Below are 16,919 nucleotides of genomic sequence, written 5' to 3'. Positions count from 1 at the left end.
ATGTAGCAGGTATTGGGGGTCGGGAACAGTTTAGTTGACGACGCAATAGGTTAGTTCAGTTAAAGTTACAGATCTATATTGTAATATCAGTAGATCAGTTAGCAGCTAACGACTTATCCAGTAGTTTCACCAGTTCCGGATCGGATGGCCGCGGCGCATCAGCCGAAACGATGTTGCCTTGCGGGTCTATCAGGATAAAGCGAGGTATGCTGTTGATGTTATATTCCTGAATAAAGGCCGATCCGGCCGCTTTCTCGGTGATCACTTGTATGCCGCCCAATTGGTTGTCTTTAATAAAATTCTTCCAGGTACCGAGGTCCTTCATGGCATCTACTGATACACTGACGAATTTGATATTCTTATCGTGATATTTTCCTTCTACCATTTTTAACGATGGTATCTCTGCTTTGCAAGGGCCGCACCAGGTAGCCCAAACATCTATGTAAACGTAACTGCCTTGCAGATCTTTCAACGCCAAAGGTTTATCGCTTGGGTCGTTATAAACAAATAATGGCGACGGCTGGCCCGGCAATACGCTTTGCAATTTGTTGTAAGTTTTCGTTGCCACGGCTTTGTAATTATCGTCTGTAAATGCAGCCATAAAACGGTTATAGTTAACCGTAAGTTTGTCACCGGCGCGGATCATTCGGCGCATTAACATGTAAAGCTGTATATCTTTCACGAAGGGGTTGCTTATCTCCTTATCAATGGTCAGGAATTTTTGCAGGTCGGCGTCTTTGGATCTAAACTCCGGCGATCGCTGACCTTCGGCTTGTGTTAATTGGTCCAGCCGTTTTTCCAGCATCGTATTATATACCCCAAAGGTTTTGTAAAGCGCTACATTGTTCATATCAAAGCCATCCCATATTTTGCTGTTCAGCATAGCATCGTCAGCAGCAGATAATTTCAAGACCCGCATTTTTTTCTGGTACTCCATCGATCTTACGCTGTCCGGCTGTCTGCCTACCGAGAGCAGTGAATCCTGATAGTCGAAATATTCTTTTTCCACTGCAGGGTCTTTACCATAACGCGTGCGGTAAGTATGTAAAGCCGAACGGATAAGATACTCAGTCTGCTGTTGTTGGGTTTTGTTATAGAACTTACTTGCTCCCTTAACACCGGCGATCAGCTTTAGCGAGTTGGCTTTGTAATCGTCCATTTGTTTTAAAAAAACAGGTAGCTTGATATCCAGCACTTTGCCATAATATTCGCCATTTTTAAATGGGATATACTTAGCCATCGACTTCTCTATCGTTACCATGACCTTATTTTCAACGCTGCCTTTGCCGCTAAAGCTTAGGCTGTCGCCGTTGACATTCATCGTTAACACCATTTGTGGCGCCAGGTAAACGAACGATGCGTCTAAACGGTAATATTGCCCGCTATCTATCTTGAATGTCGAACTGAAAGTACCATCCTTAGCTACCGGGATCTTGGTTGGTAATTGCGCGTAGTTGATCAGCAATACAGTATCAGCAGGGCGTTTAGCGAACTTGCCGGAGATGGTTGCGGTGTTGCTTTGCGCGAAAGAGATAGTCGAGGTCAGTAAAAAGAGGATGGTCAGGTATTTTTTCATGATATAGCCGGTTAGGTCGATGTATTTAGGTTTGTTGATATAATGTTACGAAAAAAAACTGTTTCGGCAAATTTTAAGTATCTAATTTAGATATGAGATATGAGATATGAGATATGAGATATGAGATATGAGATATGAGATATGAGATATGAGAAGGGAAACACCCTGATCTGTGGCCCGAAAATATTTTTCATATCTTGAGGCAACCAATTATTCCAAAACAGCGTAACTACGCGGACGGTCTTCCGTTCGTTAAACCAGGCTTAAGCCAAATATGAAGGAAGAGCAACTTCGTCAACTTATTGATGGCTGCATCAGGCAGGACCGCAAAAGCCAAAAGGAGGTTTACAAGGCCTTTTATAGCTTTGCTATGCATATTTGCTTGCGCTACGCTGCCGATAGGGACGAGGCTGCCGGTTTGGCTAACGAAGGTTTTTTTAAAGCGTTCACTAAGATAAACAGTTACGATGTTGCCCGCCCTTTCCGCACCTGGTTGGGCAGGATAATGACCAACGTAGCTATAGATCATTACCGGGCCAATTTAAAAATGGCTTATAATGAGGATCTGGATCAGGCCATACACCTGGGGCACGACGAAGTGGCGAGCGCCAGGTTAAATTACAACGACCTGCTGGATATGGTGCAACGCTTGCCCCGATCTTACCGTACCGTCTTTAACCTGTATGCCATTGATGGCTACACGCACGAGGAGATAGGCGAACTGCTGGACATTAGTCCGGGTACGTCAAAATCCTGCCTGTTCAAGGCACGAGCCAAGCTGAAACAGTGGATACAGGATTCGGACGCCCCGGCGCCCGGGAAAACTTACGGAAGTGCAGAGAATTATTTGCCCATAGTGGCTTTTAACGGAGCGATGGTGCCGCCCCGGGATATAATGAAAGGAATTGACAGGAATGAAACGGGATATAGATAAGCAGTTAGACGATCTGTTCAAGAACAGCCTTGCCGAGCCGCAACATAAAGTGCCCCACCGCGAGGAGGAATGGGACGCCCTTGCCCAAAGATTGGATGGCGCATCAGGTAACAAAAAGATCATTGCACTTTGGTGGCCCATAAGCACTGCCGCCGTACTATTAGTGGCCGTGGGTTTATGGGTATTGATGCCAAAAGCCATCAAACAAAAGCAACAACCGCAAACCGCGGTTATAAAAAAGAATCTGATTGAAGATACTAATGATCAGAAAGAAAGCCCTGCTCAGGCAGCTTTACCGGTTGACGTTAGTAATTCAAAACCGCAACGCCTGGCTGCTAATAATATTAACGTTGCCCCTCGTACCCTGGACCGCACGGCTGTCAACAGGCAAGGCGCTCTTCCATCGCAACCAACACAGGTAACTAATTTGCTGCCAAATGATGCTGCAGCAACGGATCAACCACCGGCGAGCGATAATGGACAGGCCCCTGTAGGTACAACTGTTACCGAGCAACCTGTAATTGCAGCCAACACGCTCCCTGCCAACAATACAGCTGTTGCGGCAACTACGATCGTGGGAGCCGATAGTATGAATAACAATATCGCCGCCACTCGTGATATCGCTCAGGTGACGGCTGAGCAAAATAAGGCATCCATCAAAACCTCGGCTTCATCATTCCGTCCGCAATTTGCCTTGAGTTTTATGGGCGCGCCAGAGGTGAATGGTTTGGGCGCTATGCTGAACGTAGAATCGGGCCTGAATGTTGGTCTGCTATTTTCGGCAAGCGTGAACCGGTTTAAGCTTAGTACCGGTGCCGCCTACTCGATCAAGCGTTACGGCTCGTCTTACGATCCGTGGGGATACATGGCCGTAGCGCGTGGCTACTCTCAGGCCAATGTGCGTAGCGGTATTATCGATATCCCTTTAAATTTAGATTATCAGCTTTATAGCCATGCTCAAAATAAATTCAGCGTGGGTGCAGGTATCTCGTCCTATATCATGACGTCGCAAAACTATCAGTACAGTTACATCGACCCTGATTTTAACCCGACCGAAATGAGTATAGGCACTACCGACCGCTATTTTGCAAGCACCATGAACCTGCAGGTAACTTACACCCGCCAACTTACGCCTAAGTTCGGATTAAGTTTTCAGCCATATTTTAAACTGCCGCTTAAACAGATAGGGGATAGCCAGTCGAAATTACAGACCGCAGGCTTAGCCATCGGTGTCAACTGGAATTTAAATACGCTGCGGAAGAAGTAGAAGCCGATCCGGCAAGGTCAATTTTGCGCAATAAACTCCTTTTGATAATTATGCGGCGTTTTACCCGTGATCTTTTTAAAGTACTTATAAAATCCCGCGAAGTTGTTAAATCCTGACTCATAGCAGATCTGCTGGATGCTCAGCTTATCTTCTATCAAAAGTTTGCAGGCCACCCCAACTTTATACTCTAACAAAAATCCGGAGTAGGTTTTACCAGTATTCGCTTTAAAATATCTACAGAAAGAATTTGGGCTGATGTTGGCTACCTTGGCTACCTCTTCCAGCGATATCTTGTTCATGTAGTTATTGATGGAGTACTCGTAAATAGCGTTCACTCGGTCGTTAGCCGATTGCTCAGGGTTAGGCAAAAAGCTGATGCTGGATAGGTATTCCACCTCGGTACTACGGGCGATGATATCCAATATCTGTAACAGGATCATCAAACGTTTGAACGACTCGGCTTTTAACATATCCTGCATCAGCGAGGCTACCTGCTTGCGGGTCTTGCCGTTCACTTGGATGCCGCGTTTTGCGCGTTCGAATAATTGTTTGATATGCTTATTCTCGGGTAGGTCTACAAAGGTGCGCCCTAAAAATTGCTCGCTAAAATGAGACACCATCGTATCGGCCACATATTCGGTCTCGCCCTCGATCACGTTAGCGTCAAAGCGCCAATAGTGGGGCAGGTTAGATCCGATAAAGACCACGTCGCCGGGGCCAAAATTCTTCATATGGTCGCCAACGAACTGCATGCCGCTGCCTTTTTCGAACGATACCAGCTCCAATTCCAAATGGTAATGCCACTTGTTATTAAAGAATGGCACAAGATCCCGCCGCACGCTGAACGACGCCGACGTACCCGTTGCTACTTTTAATAATAATGGTTTCACGTTTATATTGGTCTAATTTTTAAATTTATCAAAAATAGTTCGCAATCTACTAAGTTTACACTATCTCGTGCAAAATTTGTGATACCTTGCTAAGATTGCTGAATACAATACCAATTTGAAACATTAATAAATTTGGCTTTTGCGGTTATTTGCATTACGGTCGACCAACCATCCTCCGTGACCGCATCAGGGCATCGTCCAGGCTATAAACAGGCATTTTAAAATGGAAACAGGCACACTTTTAGAGAAAGGGAATTTTTTAAAGATCAACGCTAAGGACAATGTGCTGGTAGCGCTGAAAGACCTTGCCGATGGTGCCGAGATCGTATTCCACGACTACCGTTTCCCGTTAAAGACCCTCGTAAAAGCCAAGCACAAATTTGGCCTGACCGACCTGCAGCCGGGCGATGTGATCACCATGTATGGTGTAAAAGTGGGTTTAGCAACGACCTTTATTGAAAAAGGCACCGCGTTGACTACCGAAAATATCGAACACGCTTCATCAGAATACAGTCTTGGCCACGACCGCAACGCGGAATGGTCGGCCCCGGATGTAAGCAAGTGGGCGGGAAGGACCTTCGAAGGTTTCCATCGTGCGGATGGTACAGTTGGGACAGGCAATTTTTGGGTGGTGATCCCGATGGTGTTCTGCGAGAACCGTAACACCGAGTTTTTAAAGCAAGCATTTTTAGATCAGCTTGGCTACAAACAACCCGACGTTTACGAAGCGGGCGTTGCTCAATTGGCTGAACTATATAAAGCAGGTGGATCGGTAGATGATATTCTGAACGCGGATATCCCTGAAGATAAAAGCGCCCTAACTCAAAATAGATTATTCCCTAATATCGACGGTATCAAATTCCTGACTCATAGCATGGGTTGCGGCGGTACCAAAAGCGATGCCGACGCCCTTTGCGGATTATTGGCCGGATACATCACCCACCCTAATGTGGCCGGTGCTACGGTGTTGAGCCTTGGTTGCCAACATGCACAGGTATCCATGCTGAAGAACGAGATCGCTAAGCGCGATGCCAACTTCAGCAAGCCGCTGATCGTGTTAGAACAACAATCTGAAGGCACCGAAAAAACACTAATGCAAAAAGCCATCAAGCAAACCTTCGCGGCGCTGATGGAAGTAAATAAACAGGAACGCAGACCAGCCCCATTATCCAAACTGATCATTGGTTTAGAGTGCGGCGGATCTGACGGTTTCTCGGGCATATCGGCCAACCCGGCTATCGGTCTGGTTTCTGACATCGTAGTTGCCCTTGGCGGCGCAACCATTTTAGCTGAGTTCCCTGAACTTTGCGGTGTTGAACAAGAATTAGCTGACCGTTGCGTGGACGACTTTGCGGCTAAACGCTTCTCAGATCTGATGTACACGTACAACAAGCGTGCAGAAGAGTCAGGCTCGGGCTTTTACGCTAACCCATCGCCGGGAAATATCAAGGATGGTTTGATCACCGATGCTATTAAATCGGCCGGAGCAGCAAAAAAAGCAGGCAGCTCGCCGGTGGTAGCGGTGTTGGATCACCCGGAGAAAGTTCAGAAACCGGGCTTGCATTTATTGTGCACTCCGGGTAGTGATGTGGAAAGTACCAGCAGCGAGGTTGGTGCCGGTGCTAATGTCGTTTTATTTACGACCGGCTTGGGCACGCCTACGGGTAACCCGGTCGCGCCGGTGGTAAAGCTATCCACCAATACGGCGTTGCAACAGCGCATGCCGGATATTATTGATATTGATTGCGGCACGATCATTGACGGCAGGGAGACCCTGCAAGAGGTGGCCGACCGTGTAATGGAATATATCATCAGCGTAGCGAGTGGCGAGACCATGGTGAAAGCTGACCAATTAGGACAAGACGACTTTATCCCCTGGAAGAGGGGCGTATCACTATAAACCGATACCGACATGTTTAAATTAGACAATAAGACCGCCGTGGTAACCGGCGGCGGCAGCGGCATTGGCAAGGCTATCAGCTTGCTGTTTGCCGTGCAAGGCGCGCATGTGCATATTTTAGACGTTGACCAGATCGGCGCAGGCCTAACTGCGGCTGAGATAACAGAGAGGGGCGGCAAGGCGACCACGCATTTTTGCGATGTAAGCAAACAAGCCGAGGTAGTTGAACTTTTCAAAAGCATAGGCACCGTCAACATCCTGATCAACAATGCCGGTATTGCCCACGTTGGTAAAGCCACCGTCACTGCCGAGGCTGACTTTGACCGTGTAATGAACGTGAATGTCAAAGGCGCTTACAACTGCATCTATGCCGTATTGCCGTTGATGATAGAAAATAAAGGCGGTGTGATATTGAACACGGCATCGATAGCTGCCCATGTGGGCATTGCCGATAGGTTCGCTTATTCGACCAGTAAGGGCGCGATCTATGCCATGAGCATGTCGGTAGCTAAAGATTACCTGAACGAAAACATCCGTTGCAACAGTATATCGCCGGCAAGGGTGCATACGCCTTTTGTGGATGGCTTTATCGCTAAGAACTACCCGGGCAAGGAAGCCGAGATCTTCGAAAAATTATCTAAAAGTCAGCCGATAGGGCGGATGGGGCAAACTACCGAGATAGCCTCGTTGGCGCTATTCCTTTGTTCGGACGAAGCGGCCTTTATCACCGGTTGTGATTACCCGATCGATGGCGGGTTTGTGCATCTAAATAACTAATACTACAACATCTACCAATAGATAAATATGAAACTGATACGATACGGAGCGCCGGGCAAAGAACAGCCGGGTGTGATCATTAACGATAAACGCTACGATGTTTCGGAGATCACCAAGACTTTCGACGAGGCATTTTTTGAGAGTGAAGGCTTGGCAAGATTGAGCGAATACATCAAGGCTAAAGATGGTCAGCTGACCGAAGTTTCGGCAGATGAGCGTTTGGGTTGCCCGGTGGCACGCCCTTCAAAGATCGTTTGTATAGGCCTTAACTATGCCGATCACGCTAAGGAGACCAACGCGCCGCTACCGTCGGAGCCGGTGGTGTTTATGAAAAGCACTACTGCTATCGTTGGCCCGAATGATGAGGTGATGATCCCGAAAAATTCGGTAAAGACCGATTGGGAAGTTGAATTGGCCGTAGTGGTAGGAAAACGCTTATCTTATGCTACAGAAGAAGAAGCCTTGGCTAGTATTGCCGGTTATGTTTTGCATAATGACGTATCTGAACGTGAGTTCCAGTTAGAGCGTAATGGTACCTGGGATAAGGGCAAGGGTTGCGATACATTTGCGCCGCTTGGTCCGTTCTTGGCAACACAAGACGAGATAGCTGATGTAGATAACCTGAACTTGTGGCTAAAGGTTAACGGCCAGGTGATGCAGCAAGGCACTACGGCTAACTTTATTTTTAAAGTACCTTTCCTGCTTTCATACGTAAGCCAATTTATGACCTTGTTGCCGGGCGATATTATATCCACAGGTACACCGGCGGGTGTCGGCTTGGGCTTTAAACCACCGATCTACCTCAACCCGGGCGACGTGATGGAATTGGGTATTGACGGTTTAGGCGAGCAACGCCAAACGGTTAAAGCTTATGAACCACATAGATAGTCATAACCATTTTTGGCGCTACGACCCATCAACCCACGGCTGGATAAGTCCGGAGATGGGCGTGATCCGTCGCGATTTTTCTCCTGCTGATCTGTGGCCGGTTTTGACCGTCAATGGCATGGAGGGAACGGTTGCCGTTCAGGCTGATCAGACAGAAGCAGAGACAGAATACCTGTTGCAATTAGCTGAGGAGAACGATTTTATAAAAGGCGTTGTAGGTTGGATAGATCTGCAAGCCGATGATATCGACGAACGACTAAAACACTACTCGGCTTTTAAAAAGCTGAAAGGTTTCCGTCATATTCTTCAAGGCGAAGCTAAGCGGGATCTGATGCTGACACCGAAGTTCAAGCACGGCATATCAAAGTTGGGTCAATATGGTTTCACTTATGATATCCTGATCTTTGTTGATCAGTTGAAATACGCGGTAGAATTGGCAGATGAGTTCCCCGAACAAAGATTTGTGCTGGACCATATTGCCAAACCGGAGATAGCCGCCGGAAAGATAGAGGATTGGAGCAAAGGCATCAAACGTCTCGCGTTGCGCCCCAATGTGTGGTGCAAAGCATCGGGCCTGGTGACCGAAGCCAAATGGGATAACTGGACCAACGATACCTTTAGCCGCTATCTGGATGTGGTGTTCGATAGTTTCGGCGTCGAGAGGATCATGTTCGGTTCGGATTGGCCGGTTTGTTTGGTGGCCGGGGAGTATGCGGCGGTCAAGGACATCATCACAGAATACACCGAGAATTTAAGCGACGCGGATCGTCAAAAGATATTCAGAAATAACGCCATTAAATTTTATAACCTGTAATTATGGATCTGGGATTAAAAGATAAAGTGATCATTGTGACCGGCGGTGCCAAAGGTATTGGTGCGGGCATCAGCAAAGTGTTGGCGGCAGAAGGAGCGATCCCCTGCATCATCGGCCGCAAGTCGACCGATAATTTGATCGTGGTGGATGAGATAGCCCAAGCCGGCGGTCGTGCTTTTGAGGTACAAGCCGAGCTGACCGACCCCGAGCAATGCCGCGCGTCGGTAGAGGCAGTGATCGCCAAATTTGGCCGCATTGATGGCGTGGTGAACAATGCCGGTGTAAACGATGGCGTAGGTTTAGAGAACGGTACATACGAGGGCTTTATGGCATCGTTGCATAAAAACCTGATCCATTATTACCTGATCGTACAAAACGCCCTGCCCGAGCTAAAAAAGAGCAAAGGCGCTATCCTGAACATCGGCTCCAAAACGGGAGAGACCGGGCAAGGTGGTACATCTGCCTATGCTGCATCTAACGGTGGCCGTAACGCTCTTACCCGCGAGTGGGCCTTGGAGTTATTGCCATATCACATTCGTGTTAACTGCATAGTAGTGGCTGAGTGCTGGACCCCATTATATAAAGATTGGATATCGACATTTGATAACCCGGATGAGAAATTGCATCATATCGAAAAGAATATCCCATTAGAGCAACGCATGACCACTACCGAGGAGATCGGTAATACAGCGGCATTCCTGTTGTCGCCAAGGTCAAGCCATACCACAGGTCAGCTGATCCATGTGGATGGGGGATATGTGCATTTGGATAGGGCGTTGTAAGCTGAATTATTGATCTTTTCTTCCTGCATAATATAAGACAACGATCAATAAGTTATCTGTAAAGATCTAAACTTAGTTGCGCAACAGTCGCTTTAGCTGCGGCATATGAGATCGCAGCCAAGCATGATCCGTTCATTTACTAAAAACAAAGCCCCGCATCTCTCGATACGGGGCTTTGTCAATTTTATGCTTAAGCTTATTGCTTAGCTATTTTGTAAAGCTTACCGCCATCGGTACCCGCGTAGATCGCGCCGTCTTTGCCAATGGTCATGCAGCGCCAGCGTTCGCGTTTATCTTCTAACAGGCGCTCTTCGCCAACTACCTTATTGTCTTTGATCACCAGGCGGATGATGTGGTTACCGCTCAGGCCGCCAACCAGCAGGTTGCCTTTCCACTCGGCAATGTTGCCGGTGTAAAACACCAAACAGCCGGGAGATATTACCGGATCCCAGTAGTAAACCGGTTGGGTAGTGCCTTCTTTTTGCTGGATACCATCGTAAACTTTGCTGCCGCCGTATTCAATGCCGTAGGTCACAAAAGGCCAGCCGTAGTTCTGTCCGGCTTTGATCAGGTTAAGCTCATCACCACCGCGCGGACCAAATTCTACCTCCCACAGGTCGCCTGTTGCAGGATTCATGGTCAGGCCGTCCGGGTTACGGAAACCAAGGGCATAGATCTCGGCAGGTGTGCCTTCTTTACCCGCGAACGGACCATTAGCCACCGGCTTACCTTCCGGGGTGATATGAACGATCTTGCCTAAAGTAGAGGTCAGGTCCTGCGCTTTCACGCGTATCTCGTTAGATTGGCGGTCGCCTACACTTACGAACAGGTTACCTTGCTTATCGAACACGATACGAGAACCGAACTGACCTGCACCGCGGTAACGTGGTGTGGCCTCCCAGATCACTTTTACATCCTCTAACTTGGTCTCATCGGCAGATAATTTGCCTTTGGCTACAGCTAAAGTAGCGCCCTCGCCAGGTTGGGCGTAGGTCCAGTACAGCATGCGGTTCTTGGCAAAAGCAGGGTCGAGCGCTATATCTAATAAACCACCCTGATCCCTGAATTGTACCGCCGGGAAGCCGGTGATGTCTTTCTCAACTGTGCCATCGGTCGCCAATATTTGCATTGTACCGCTTTTGCCACTCAACAGCAAACGGCCGTCGGGCAGGGTGCGCAAACCCCATGGGTTTTTAAGCGTGGTGCTTAAAACGGTAGATGTGTAAGCAGTTTTGCTCTTCACACCCGGGCCACGTGTCTGCCCCGCAAAAGCCGGTTTGTAGTCGGTATTGGCTTTGTTTTTCTCGACAGGCGCGTTGTCCTGTGCGGTGGCTGCAACCGTGGCCGCCATAAAGATACCACTCAATAAAAGCGGCTTATAAAATTTTGATAACATGAGGTTTTGCTCTTTTTGTTTGTCAGGTACAATATAGGGTTATAACATTTTCGGGGGCTAATAGTGGCGGCAAGATACTGTAACATCTTTGATAGTTAAAATTTGTTGATGATGATAAAAATTCAAAACTATTTCTATAGTTTCGTTCCCGACCTAATAAACCATTCTACCTAAATATGCGGTTCACAATTGTGGCAGTGTTTTTATGCTGCCTCTACTCCACCATAAGCTTTGCCCAGCAAAAGTATGCAGTTAAAGGCATGGTGGCCGATAGTTCGGCCAAAACGGCTATCGACCAGGCTACCGTGGCGGTAATGAGTTTGCCCGATTCGATGCTGGTTACCTTCGCTTACGCGGATAAAGGCAAGTTCGATATCGGCGGCCTACCGTCCGGCAAGTACATGTTGCTGGTGACCTATCCCGACTATGCCGACTACAGCGATACTTTTAAGCTCGATGCTGCTAACCCTGTTAAAAGCTACGTTAAGATCAACCTGATATCGCGCATTAAACTGCTGAACGAGGTGCTGATCAAGGCCAGGACCGTGCCCATGACCATCAATGGCGATACCACTACGTTTAACGCGGCCGCCTACGCTGCCGAAAAAAATGCCAAGGTAGAGGACATCCTGAAACAATTGCCCGGTATGCGGATAGATCGCGAGGGAAAGATCATTTTCCATGGCGACGAGGTAAAAAAGGTATTGGTTGATGGCCAGGAATCTTTCAGTACCGACCCCCAACTGGTCAGCAAGACCATATTTGCCGAAAGGGTAGCCAAAGTGCAGATATTTGACGACCGCACCGAAGAAGCCAAACGCACCGGTGTAGACGACGGCAAAAAAGTAAAGACCATGAACCTGGTGATCTACGAGGACAAAAGATGGGGCATTGAAGGTAAGGTTGAGGCTGGCAAAGGTCTCGGTCGTTTTTTTGTTGCCGATGGCTATATTAACAAATTTACCCCTACCGAGCAGATCAATTTCAACGCTAAAACATCAACATTAGCTAACGGCAACCCGGGCTTACCGGCAAGCCGTAATATCTTGTTAAACTATCGCGGCATGTATAACGAGGGTAAGCAGACCCTCACCGGGCGGGCGGGCAGTTCTTTCAACGGCAGCAGGCAGGCAACCAACGCCATTACCCAAAATAACTTGCCGGGAAATTACAACACCTTGGTAAGCGACAATGAAAGCATCACGGGCAATACCAATCACAGCGCTTATGCCACTGTGGATACCAAAGTGGGCAAACAAAGTAACTTGTCTATCAGTATTTTTGGCGGCGCTGACAATAGGATGTCTGACAACTTCACCAATGTAAATACCGCCCGTGGTAACAATGTTAAACTCAACTCTAATTTTAGCAGTAACACTTACACCAGCAACTCCAATAGTGCAGGGGCCAGTATCCGGGGTAGCACGCATATTAAACCGTTAAAAACTAACCTATCTATATCCGGTAGCCTTCAACAAGGTAAAAGCAGTGGGCAGGGCTATCAATATTCTGACCTTAAATATTACGATACTTTGGGTATTATCAACAGGATGGATACCATTGATCAGTACAAGCCTTACGAGAATAGTAACAACTTTTTATCAGCCAATTTAGGTTTGAGCCGTAATTTTTCAAAGATCCTGTACACATCGCTCAATTACGGTCTGTCGCGGTCTTTTAGCGACGACAATAGCTTAGCTTACAGCAGGCAGGGCAATGGGGGATACACTTTGCTCGACTCGTTGGTGAGTAACCATTTTGCACAGGTGACCGTTAAGCATAACGCTAACCTTAATCTGACCATTGAGAAAGGCAAGAACAAGATAGATCTGGCTACCCAGATGATCAATAGCGATCTTACCCAAACCGATAAATTATTCACCGGCCAATTGTCTCAAAAATACACCACCTGGCGGCCATCGGTATTTTATACCTATACCGTTAAACGGGACGAGACTATACAATTAGAGTATGCGAGAGAGATGCAACAACCAGGTCTTTACCAGTTGCAGCCATACCGGCAGAACGCTAACCCCTTGAACGTTCTTTTAGGTAACCCCGATCTGAAGCCTGAGTACACCCATCATTTTTATGGCTTTTACCGCCTGTATATGCCCAGCACTGATGCCGGCATCAACCTGAAAGGCTGGTACGATAGCAAGGGCAATGCGCTGGTGAATAACCGCAGTATAGACTCGGCCGGGGTGACCACCAGCCAATGGAGTAACCTCACCAACAGGCACGCCGATAGCTGGTACCTTTTCTCGAGTGTTTACTTCCACGCTACCAAACAAAAGTTCTTGGTCGAGCCAAGCTTCACCGCAAACTCGTACACCTATTTCAACATGGTTAACGGCCAGCTTAACCAAACCCGCACCATGCGCTATCAGCCTGATATCCGCATTAATGGGGGGAAAGCCACCTATAATTATGCCCTTAGCCTGGGCATGGGCATATCACGCAACCGGACATCGTTGCTGGACCGGCAGAACAACACCCGCAGCTACTACGTAAACCTTAACCTGTACACCCGCCTGCCCTACAGTTTTTTTATTGGCGAGGATGGCAATTACGAGTATAACACCGCCAACCAAGTATTCGACCGCGATTTTCAGCAACTGTTGGTAAAGGTTTATGCGGGCAGGAATTTCTTTAAAGAGGAGTCGTTAAAAGTGCTGCTTACCTGTAACGATATATTTGATCAGAACCGGGGTTACAGCCGCACGGGTAATACCGATAGCTTTGTAGAATCGCGCTCGCTGACCATACGCCGCTTCTTTGTGCTATCGCTGGTATGGAATTTTAAAGCCTACAAAAAAACGACCGAAGAACCTAAGTCATGAGAAAGACCATCACCATCATACTTGCTTTAACGATGCCTTTTATACTGAAGGCTCAGAACAAACCTCGCATTATCACCAGCGGTACCATCGAGTTCGAGAAGACCATTAATATGTTCGCTGTGGTTAAAAAGAAACTGAACGAGCCTACGCCCGAAGTGCAGAAACATTACAACAACTATCTGAAAAGCGAACCGCAGTTCAGGGTGTTGAAAAGCACACTGACTTTTAACAAGGACGTCACCCTGTTCACTCCGCAACCTGCCCCCGAGCTTTACCATTGGTACTACACCCCGGCTGCGGATCAGCTTAATGTTGTGCACCAGGATCTGGGCAAAAATCAGACCACTATTCAAAAAACATATTTTGAGCGCACCTATTTGGTTAAAGACAGTCTGCGCAAGATCAAATGGAAAATGACCGACGAGACCCGCGAAATAGCCGGCTTTAAATGCCGCCGCGCTAATGGGTTGGTGCTGGATTCGGTTTACCTGGTAGCATTTTACACCGATGAGATACACGTACCCGGCGGCCCCGAACAATTTAACGGCCTGCCCGGGATGATATTAGGCGTTGTTGCACAATATGAGAACGTACGCTGGTTCGCCACCAAATTTACGGATGCCACTGTCGACCTTAAAATGCTCACGCCGCCTAAAAAAGGCAAAGTGGTGAACAACAAACAGCTGTACGATGACCTGATGAAAGCCACCAATAGCTTTAGCGAGTTTACGCCTTTGCAGATGAAGGGGGTGTTGTTGTAATTCTTAACACGTGGCTCCGCTGGAGCCTACCTGCTTTTCTGGCCGACGGCTATTAACACGAGATCCCGCCGGGATCGAGAATTTGTAAACATATGTCAGCTCAAAGAGGAACGGCCCCGATCCCAGCGGGATCTCGTGTTAATAGATATCTTGCGTTCATTTCGACAGACTCCGGATGGAGTCGCCTATAAACTGCGTACGCACCGCAAGACAGTTCAGGACGGTTCGCCCTCTCATCCTCCCTATATTTAAACCGAACCAATTACTGCTACAAAATGAGAAGCTTTGCTAAGAAACTAACATTAGCTACTACCTTATTGGCTTTTTGCCTGATGGTGACGAACGCGTCGGCACAAACATCTGTCCAGAAAAAAACGTCGGCCACACCTAAGATCGTTAACATTGTCAACTTCATCCGCCTGTTAGAACCGCGCGATGCTGCCATTACCCAGGACGTGCTGTACCAGACCGTAGTGAAACAGGTGGACATCATGAAAAAATATAAACTGGGCGGCACTTTCCTGCTTCAGTATGATGCGCTGATGGATAGCCGTTACCAAAAGCTACTGAAAACCCTCCCTGCCGGATCTTTTGAGATAGGTGGCTGGTGGGAGATCCCGCAACCACTGGTAGAAAAAGCCGGACTGAAATGGCGCGGCCGTTACCCATGGGACTGGCATGCCGACATTGGCTTCTCGACAGGTTACGATCAAAAAGAGCGCGAGAAACTCATCGACGTTTACTTTGCCGATTTTAAACAGATCTTTGGTTACTATCCAAAGTCGGTAGGCTCGTGGTTCATTGATAGCTATAGCCTGAATTATATGTATGATAAGTACGGCATCATCGCATCAAGCAATTGTAAAGACCAATACGGCACCGACGGCTATACCCTTTGGGGAGGGTACTGGAACCAAGCTTACTACCCAAGCCGTACCAACTCGTATATGCCGGCACAACACGCCGAAAAGCAGTTGCCTGTACCCATCTTCCGCATGCTGGGTAGCGACCCGATCCGTCAGTATGATACCGGATTGGAAAGTTCGCGCCAGGGAGTGATCACTTTAGAGCCAGTGTATAAATTCGGCGGTGGTGACAGTACCTGGGTAAATTGGTTCATTAAGTCGCTGGTCGATGATGTGGCTTTGGGTTTCAACTATACCCAAGCGGGTCAGGAAAACTCTTTTACCTGGGATGCCATGGCCAAAGGTTTTGAGATACAGATGCCGCTGATCGCCAAGCTGCGTAATGAGGGCAAGGTAAAAGTAGAGACCTTAGTAGAAAGTGGCCGCTGGTTCAAGAAGACCTATAAAGTTACCCCGCCAACATCTTACACCGTAGCCAAAGACCTGCCCGGCAGCGAGCTAAAGACCGCCTGGTTCAACAGTCGCTACTACCGCGTTAACTTTTTGTGGGAGAAAGAAGGCCTGCGCATCCGCGATATCCATTTGTTTGACGAGGATCTGCCGTCCATCTATCATACACAGGCCGCAACATCTAACGAGTGCCAGTTCTTTACCCTCCCGTTGATGGATGGCTATATCTGGAGCAAGCGCAACCAAATAGCAGGTTTAAGACTGAAAGCTATCATTAACGGCAAGGAAGTACGCCTGACCGGAGGTCAACCAATATTCACTAACACCAGCGCAGGATCGATGCACATCAGTTGGCCGCTTGCTAACGTCAAGGGCAAATTTGAAATAGACCTGAACGAGAAAGATCTAAAAATGAAACTGGTAAGCGCCAAAAACTACGATTGGTATTTTGACATGACCACCGCCGCCGGAGCAAAGCTACCGTTCCAAAACATAGCGGATAAAAAGATCAGCTGCAGTTTCGAGAACATGAGCTATAGCGTTAAAGCTATTCAGGGCACTTTCAGCGCACCGGGTGATGGTGTGGTGGTAAGGATGAAACCGCAGGCGAATACGCTGTCATTTGACCTGTCGGATATTAAGTAAAAATACCCAAAATGTTATCATGGAACGCAGTGAAGGACCTTCACCATGATGCAAAGCGGACATGCATATCCGTCGCGCATATCAGTGAAGGTCCTTCCTTCGTCAGGATGAGATGATTTTTGTTTTTTGT

General features: G+C 47.8%; 13 protein-coding genes. 10 read left to right on the top strand and 3 right to left on the bottom strand.

The genetic code is table 11. The annotated features are described in order from the left end of the window. Positions 1-94 precede the first annotated feature (94 nt). Complete coding sequence (locus IRJ16_RS09495; protein ID WP_194111307.1) at positions 95-1,576, bottom strand: TlpA family protein disulfide reductase; 1,482 nt, start codon at positions 1,574-1,576, stop codon at positions 95-97. Positions 1,577-1,850: 274 nt separating this feature from the next. On the opposite strand from IRJ16_RS09495, the gene IRJ16_RS09490 reads away from it, so the two are divergent. Continuing rightward, a complete protein-coding gene (locus tag IRJ16_RS09490; RefSeq protein ID WP_194111306.1) occupies positions 1,851-2,510 on the top strand; it encodes an RNA polymerase sigma factor in 660 nt (219 codons plus the stop codon). Next, on the top strand, positions 2,491-3,777 hold the full coding sequence (locus tag IRJ16_RS09485; protein WP_194111305.1) for a hypothetical protein: 1,287 nt from the start codon (positions 2,491-2,493) through the stop codon (positions 3,775-3,777). Before IRJ16_RS09490 ends, IRJ16_RS09485 begins: the two co-directional genes overlap by 20 nt. A 17-nt stretch (positions 3,778-3,794) precedes the next feature. On the opposite strand, the gene IRJ16_RS09480 is transcribed toward IRJ16_RS09485, so the two are convergent. Beyond that, positions 3,795-4,667, bottom strand: a complete 873-nt coding sequence (locus IRJ16_RS09480; RefSeq protein ID WP_194111304.1) for an AraC family transcriptional regulator — start codon at positions 4,665-4,667, stop codon at positions 3,795-3,797. A 223-nt stretch (positions 4,668-4,890) separates the two neighbouring features. On the opposite strand from IRJ16_RS09480, the gene IRJ16_RS09475 reads away from it, so the two are divergent. From IRJ16_RS09475 to IRJ16_RS09455, 5 genes are read left to right on the top strand one after another with little or no spacing between them, the layout of a single operon-like run. Then, positions 4,891-6,567: a UxaA family hydrolase gene (locus IRJ16_RS09475; protein ID WP_194111303.1), complete on the top strand. Its 1,677-nt coding sequence runs from the start codon at positions 4,891-4,893 to the stop codon at positions 6,565-6,567. A 12-nt stretch (positions 6,568-6,579) separates the two neighbouring features. Further along, positions 6,580-7,344 carry an SDR family NAD(P)-dependent oxidoreductase gene (locus tag IRJ16_RS09470; protein ID WP_194111302.1) on the top strand — a complete coding sequence of 255 codons (765 nt, stop codon included), beginning with the start codon at positions 6,580-6,582 and terminating at the stop codon, positions 7,342-7,344. 27 nt (positions 7,345-7,371) lie between these two features. After that, positions 7,372-8,232, top strand: coding sequence for a fumarylacetoacetate hydrolase family protein (locus IRJ16_RS09465; protein WP_194111301.1), 861 nt, complete (start codon positions 7,372-7,374; stop codon positions 8,230-8,232). Next, positions 8,216-9,046: an amidohydrolase family protein gene (locus IRJ16_RS09460; RefSeq protein ID WP_194111300.1), complete on the top strand. Its 831-nt coding sequence runs from the start codon at positions 8,216-8,218 to the stop codon at positions 9,044-9,046. The genes IRJ16_RS09465 and IRJ16_RS09460 overlap by 17 nt, the downstream gene beginning before the upstream one ends. A 2-nt stretch (positions 9,047-9,048) precedes the next feature. Next, entirely contained in the window at positions 9,049-9,828 is a 780-nt protein-coding gene (locus IRJ16_RS09455) for an SDR family oxidoreductase (RefSeq protein WP_194111299.1), read from the top strand. 196 nt (positions 9,829-10,024) lie between these two features. On the opposite strand, the gene IRJ16_RS09450 is transcribed toward IRJ16_RS09455, so the two are convergent. Further along, positions 10,025-11,224, bottom strand: coding sequence for a PQQ-dependent sugar dehydrogenase (locus IRJ16_RS09450; RefSeq protein ID WP_194111298.1), 1,200 nt, complete (start codon positions 11,222-11,224; stop codon positions 10,025-10,027). Between the two features lie 176 nt (positions 11,225-11,400). On the opposite strand from IRJ16_RS09450, the gene IRJ16_RS09445 reads away from it, so the two are divergent. The 3 genes from IRJ16_RS09445 (at position 11,401) to IRJ16_RS09435 (ending at position 16,789) form a co-directional block, all read left to right on the top strand. After that, positions 11,401-14,067, top strand: a complete 2,667-nt coding sequence (locus IRJ16_RS09445) for an outer membrane beta-barrel protein (protein ID WP_194111297.1) — start codon at positions 11,401-11,403, stop codon at positions 14,065-14,067. Continuing rightward, entirely contained in the window at positions 14,064-14,828 is a 765-nt protein-coding gene (locus tag IRJ16_RS09440) for a GLPGLI family protein (protein WP_194111296.1), read from the top strand. The genes IRJ16_RS09445 and IRJ16_RS09440 overlap by 4 nt, the downstream gene beginning before the upstream one ends. Positions 14,829-15,103: 275 nt before the next feature. Next, complete coding sequence (locus IRJ16_RS09435; protein WP_228079979.1) at positions 15,104-16,789, top strand: hypothetical protein; 1,686 nt, start codon at positions 15,104-15,106, stop codon at positions 16,787-16,789. Positions 16,790-16,919 lie beyond the last annotated feature (130 nt).

The organism is Mucilaginibacter myungsuensis, assembly GCF_015222005.1.
GTDB classification, from domain to species: domain Bacteria; phylum Bacteroidota; class Bacteroidia; order Sphingobacteriales; family Sphingobacteriaceae; genus Mucilaginibacter; species Mucilaginibacter myungsuensis.
This window is presented reverse-complemented; position numbering and strand designations above follow the sequence as displayed.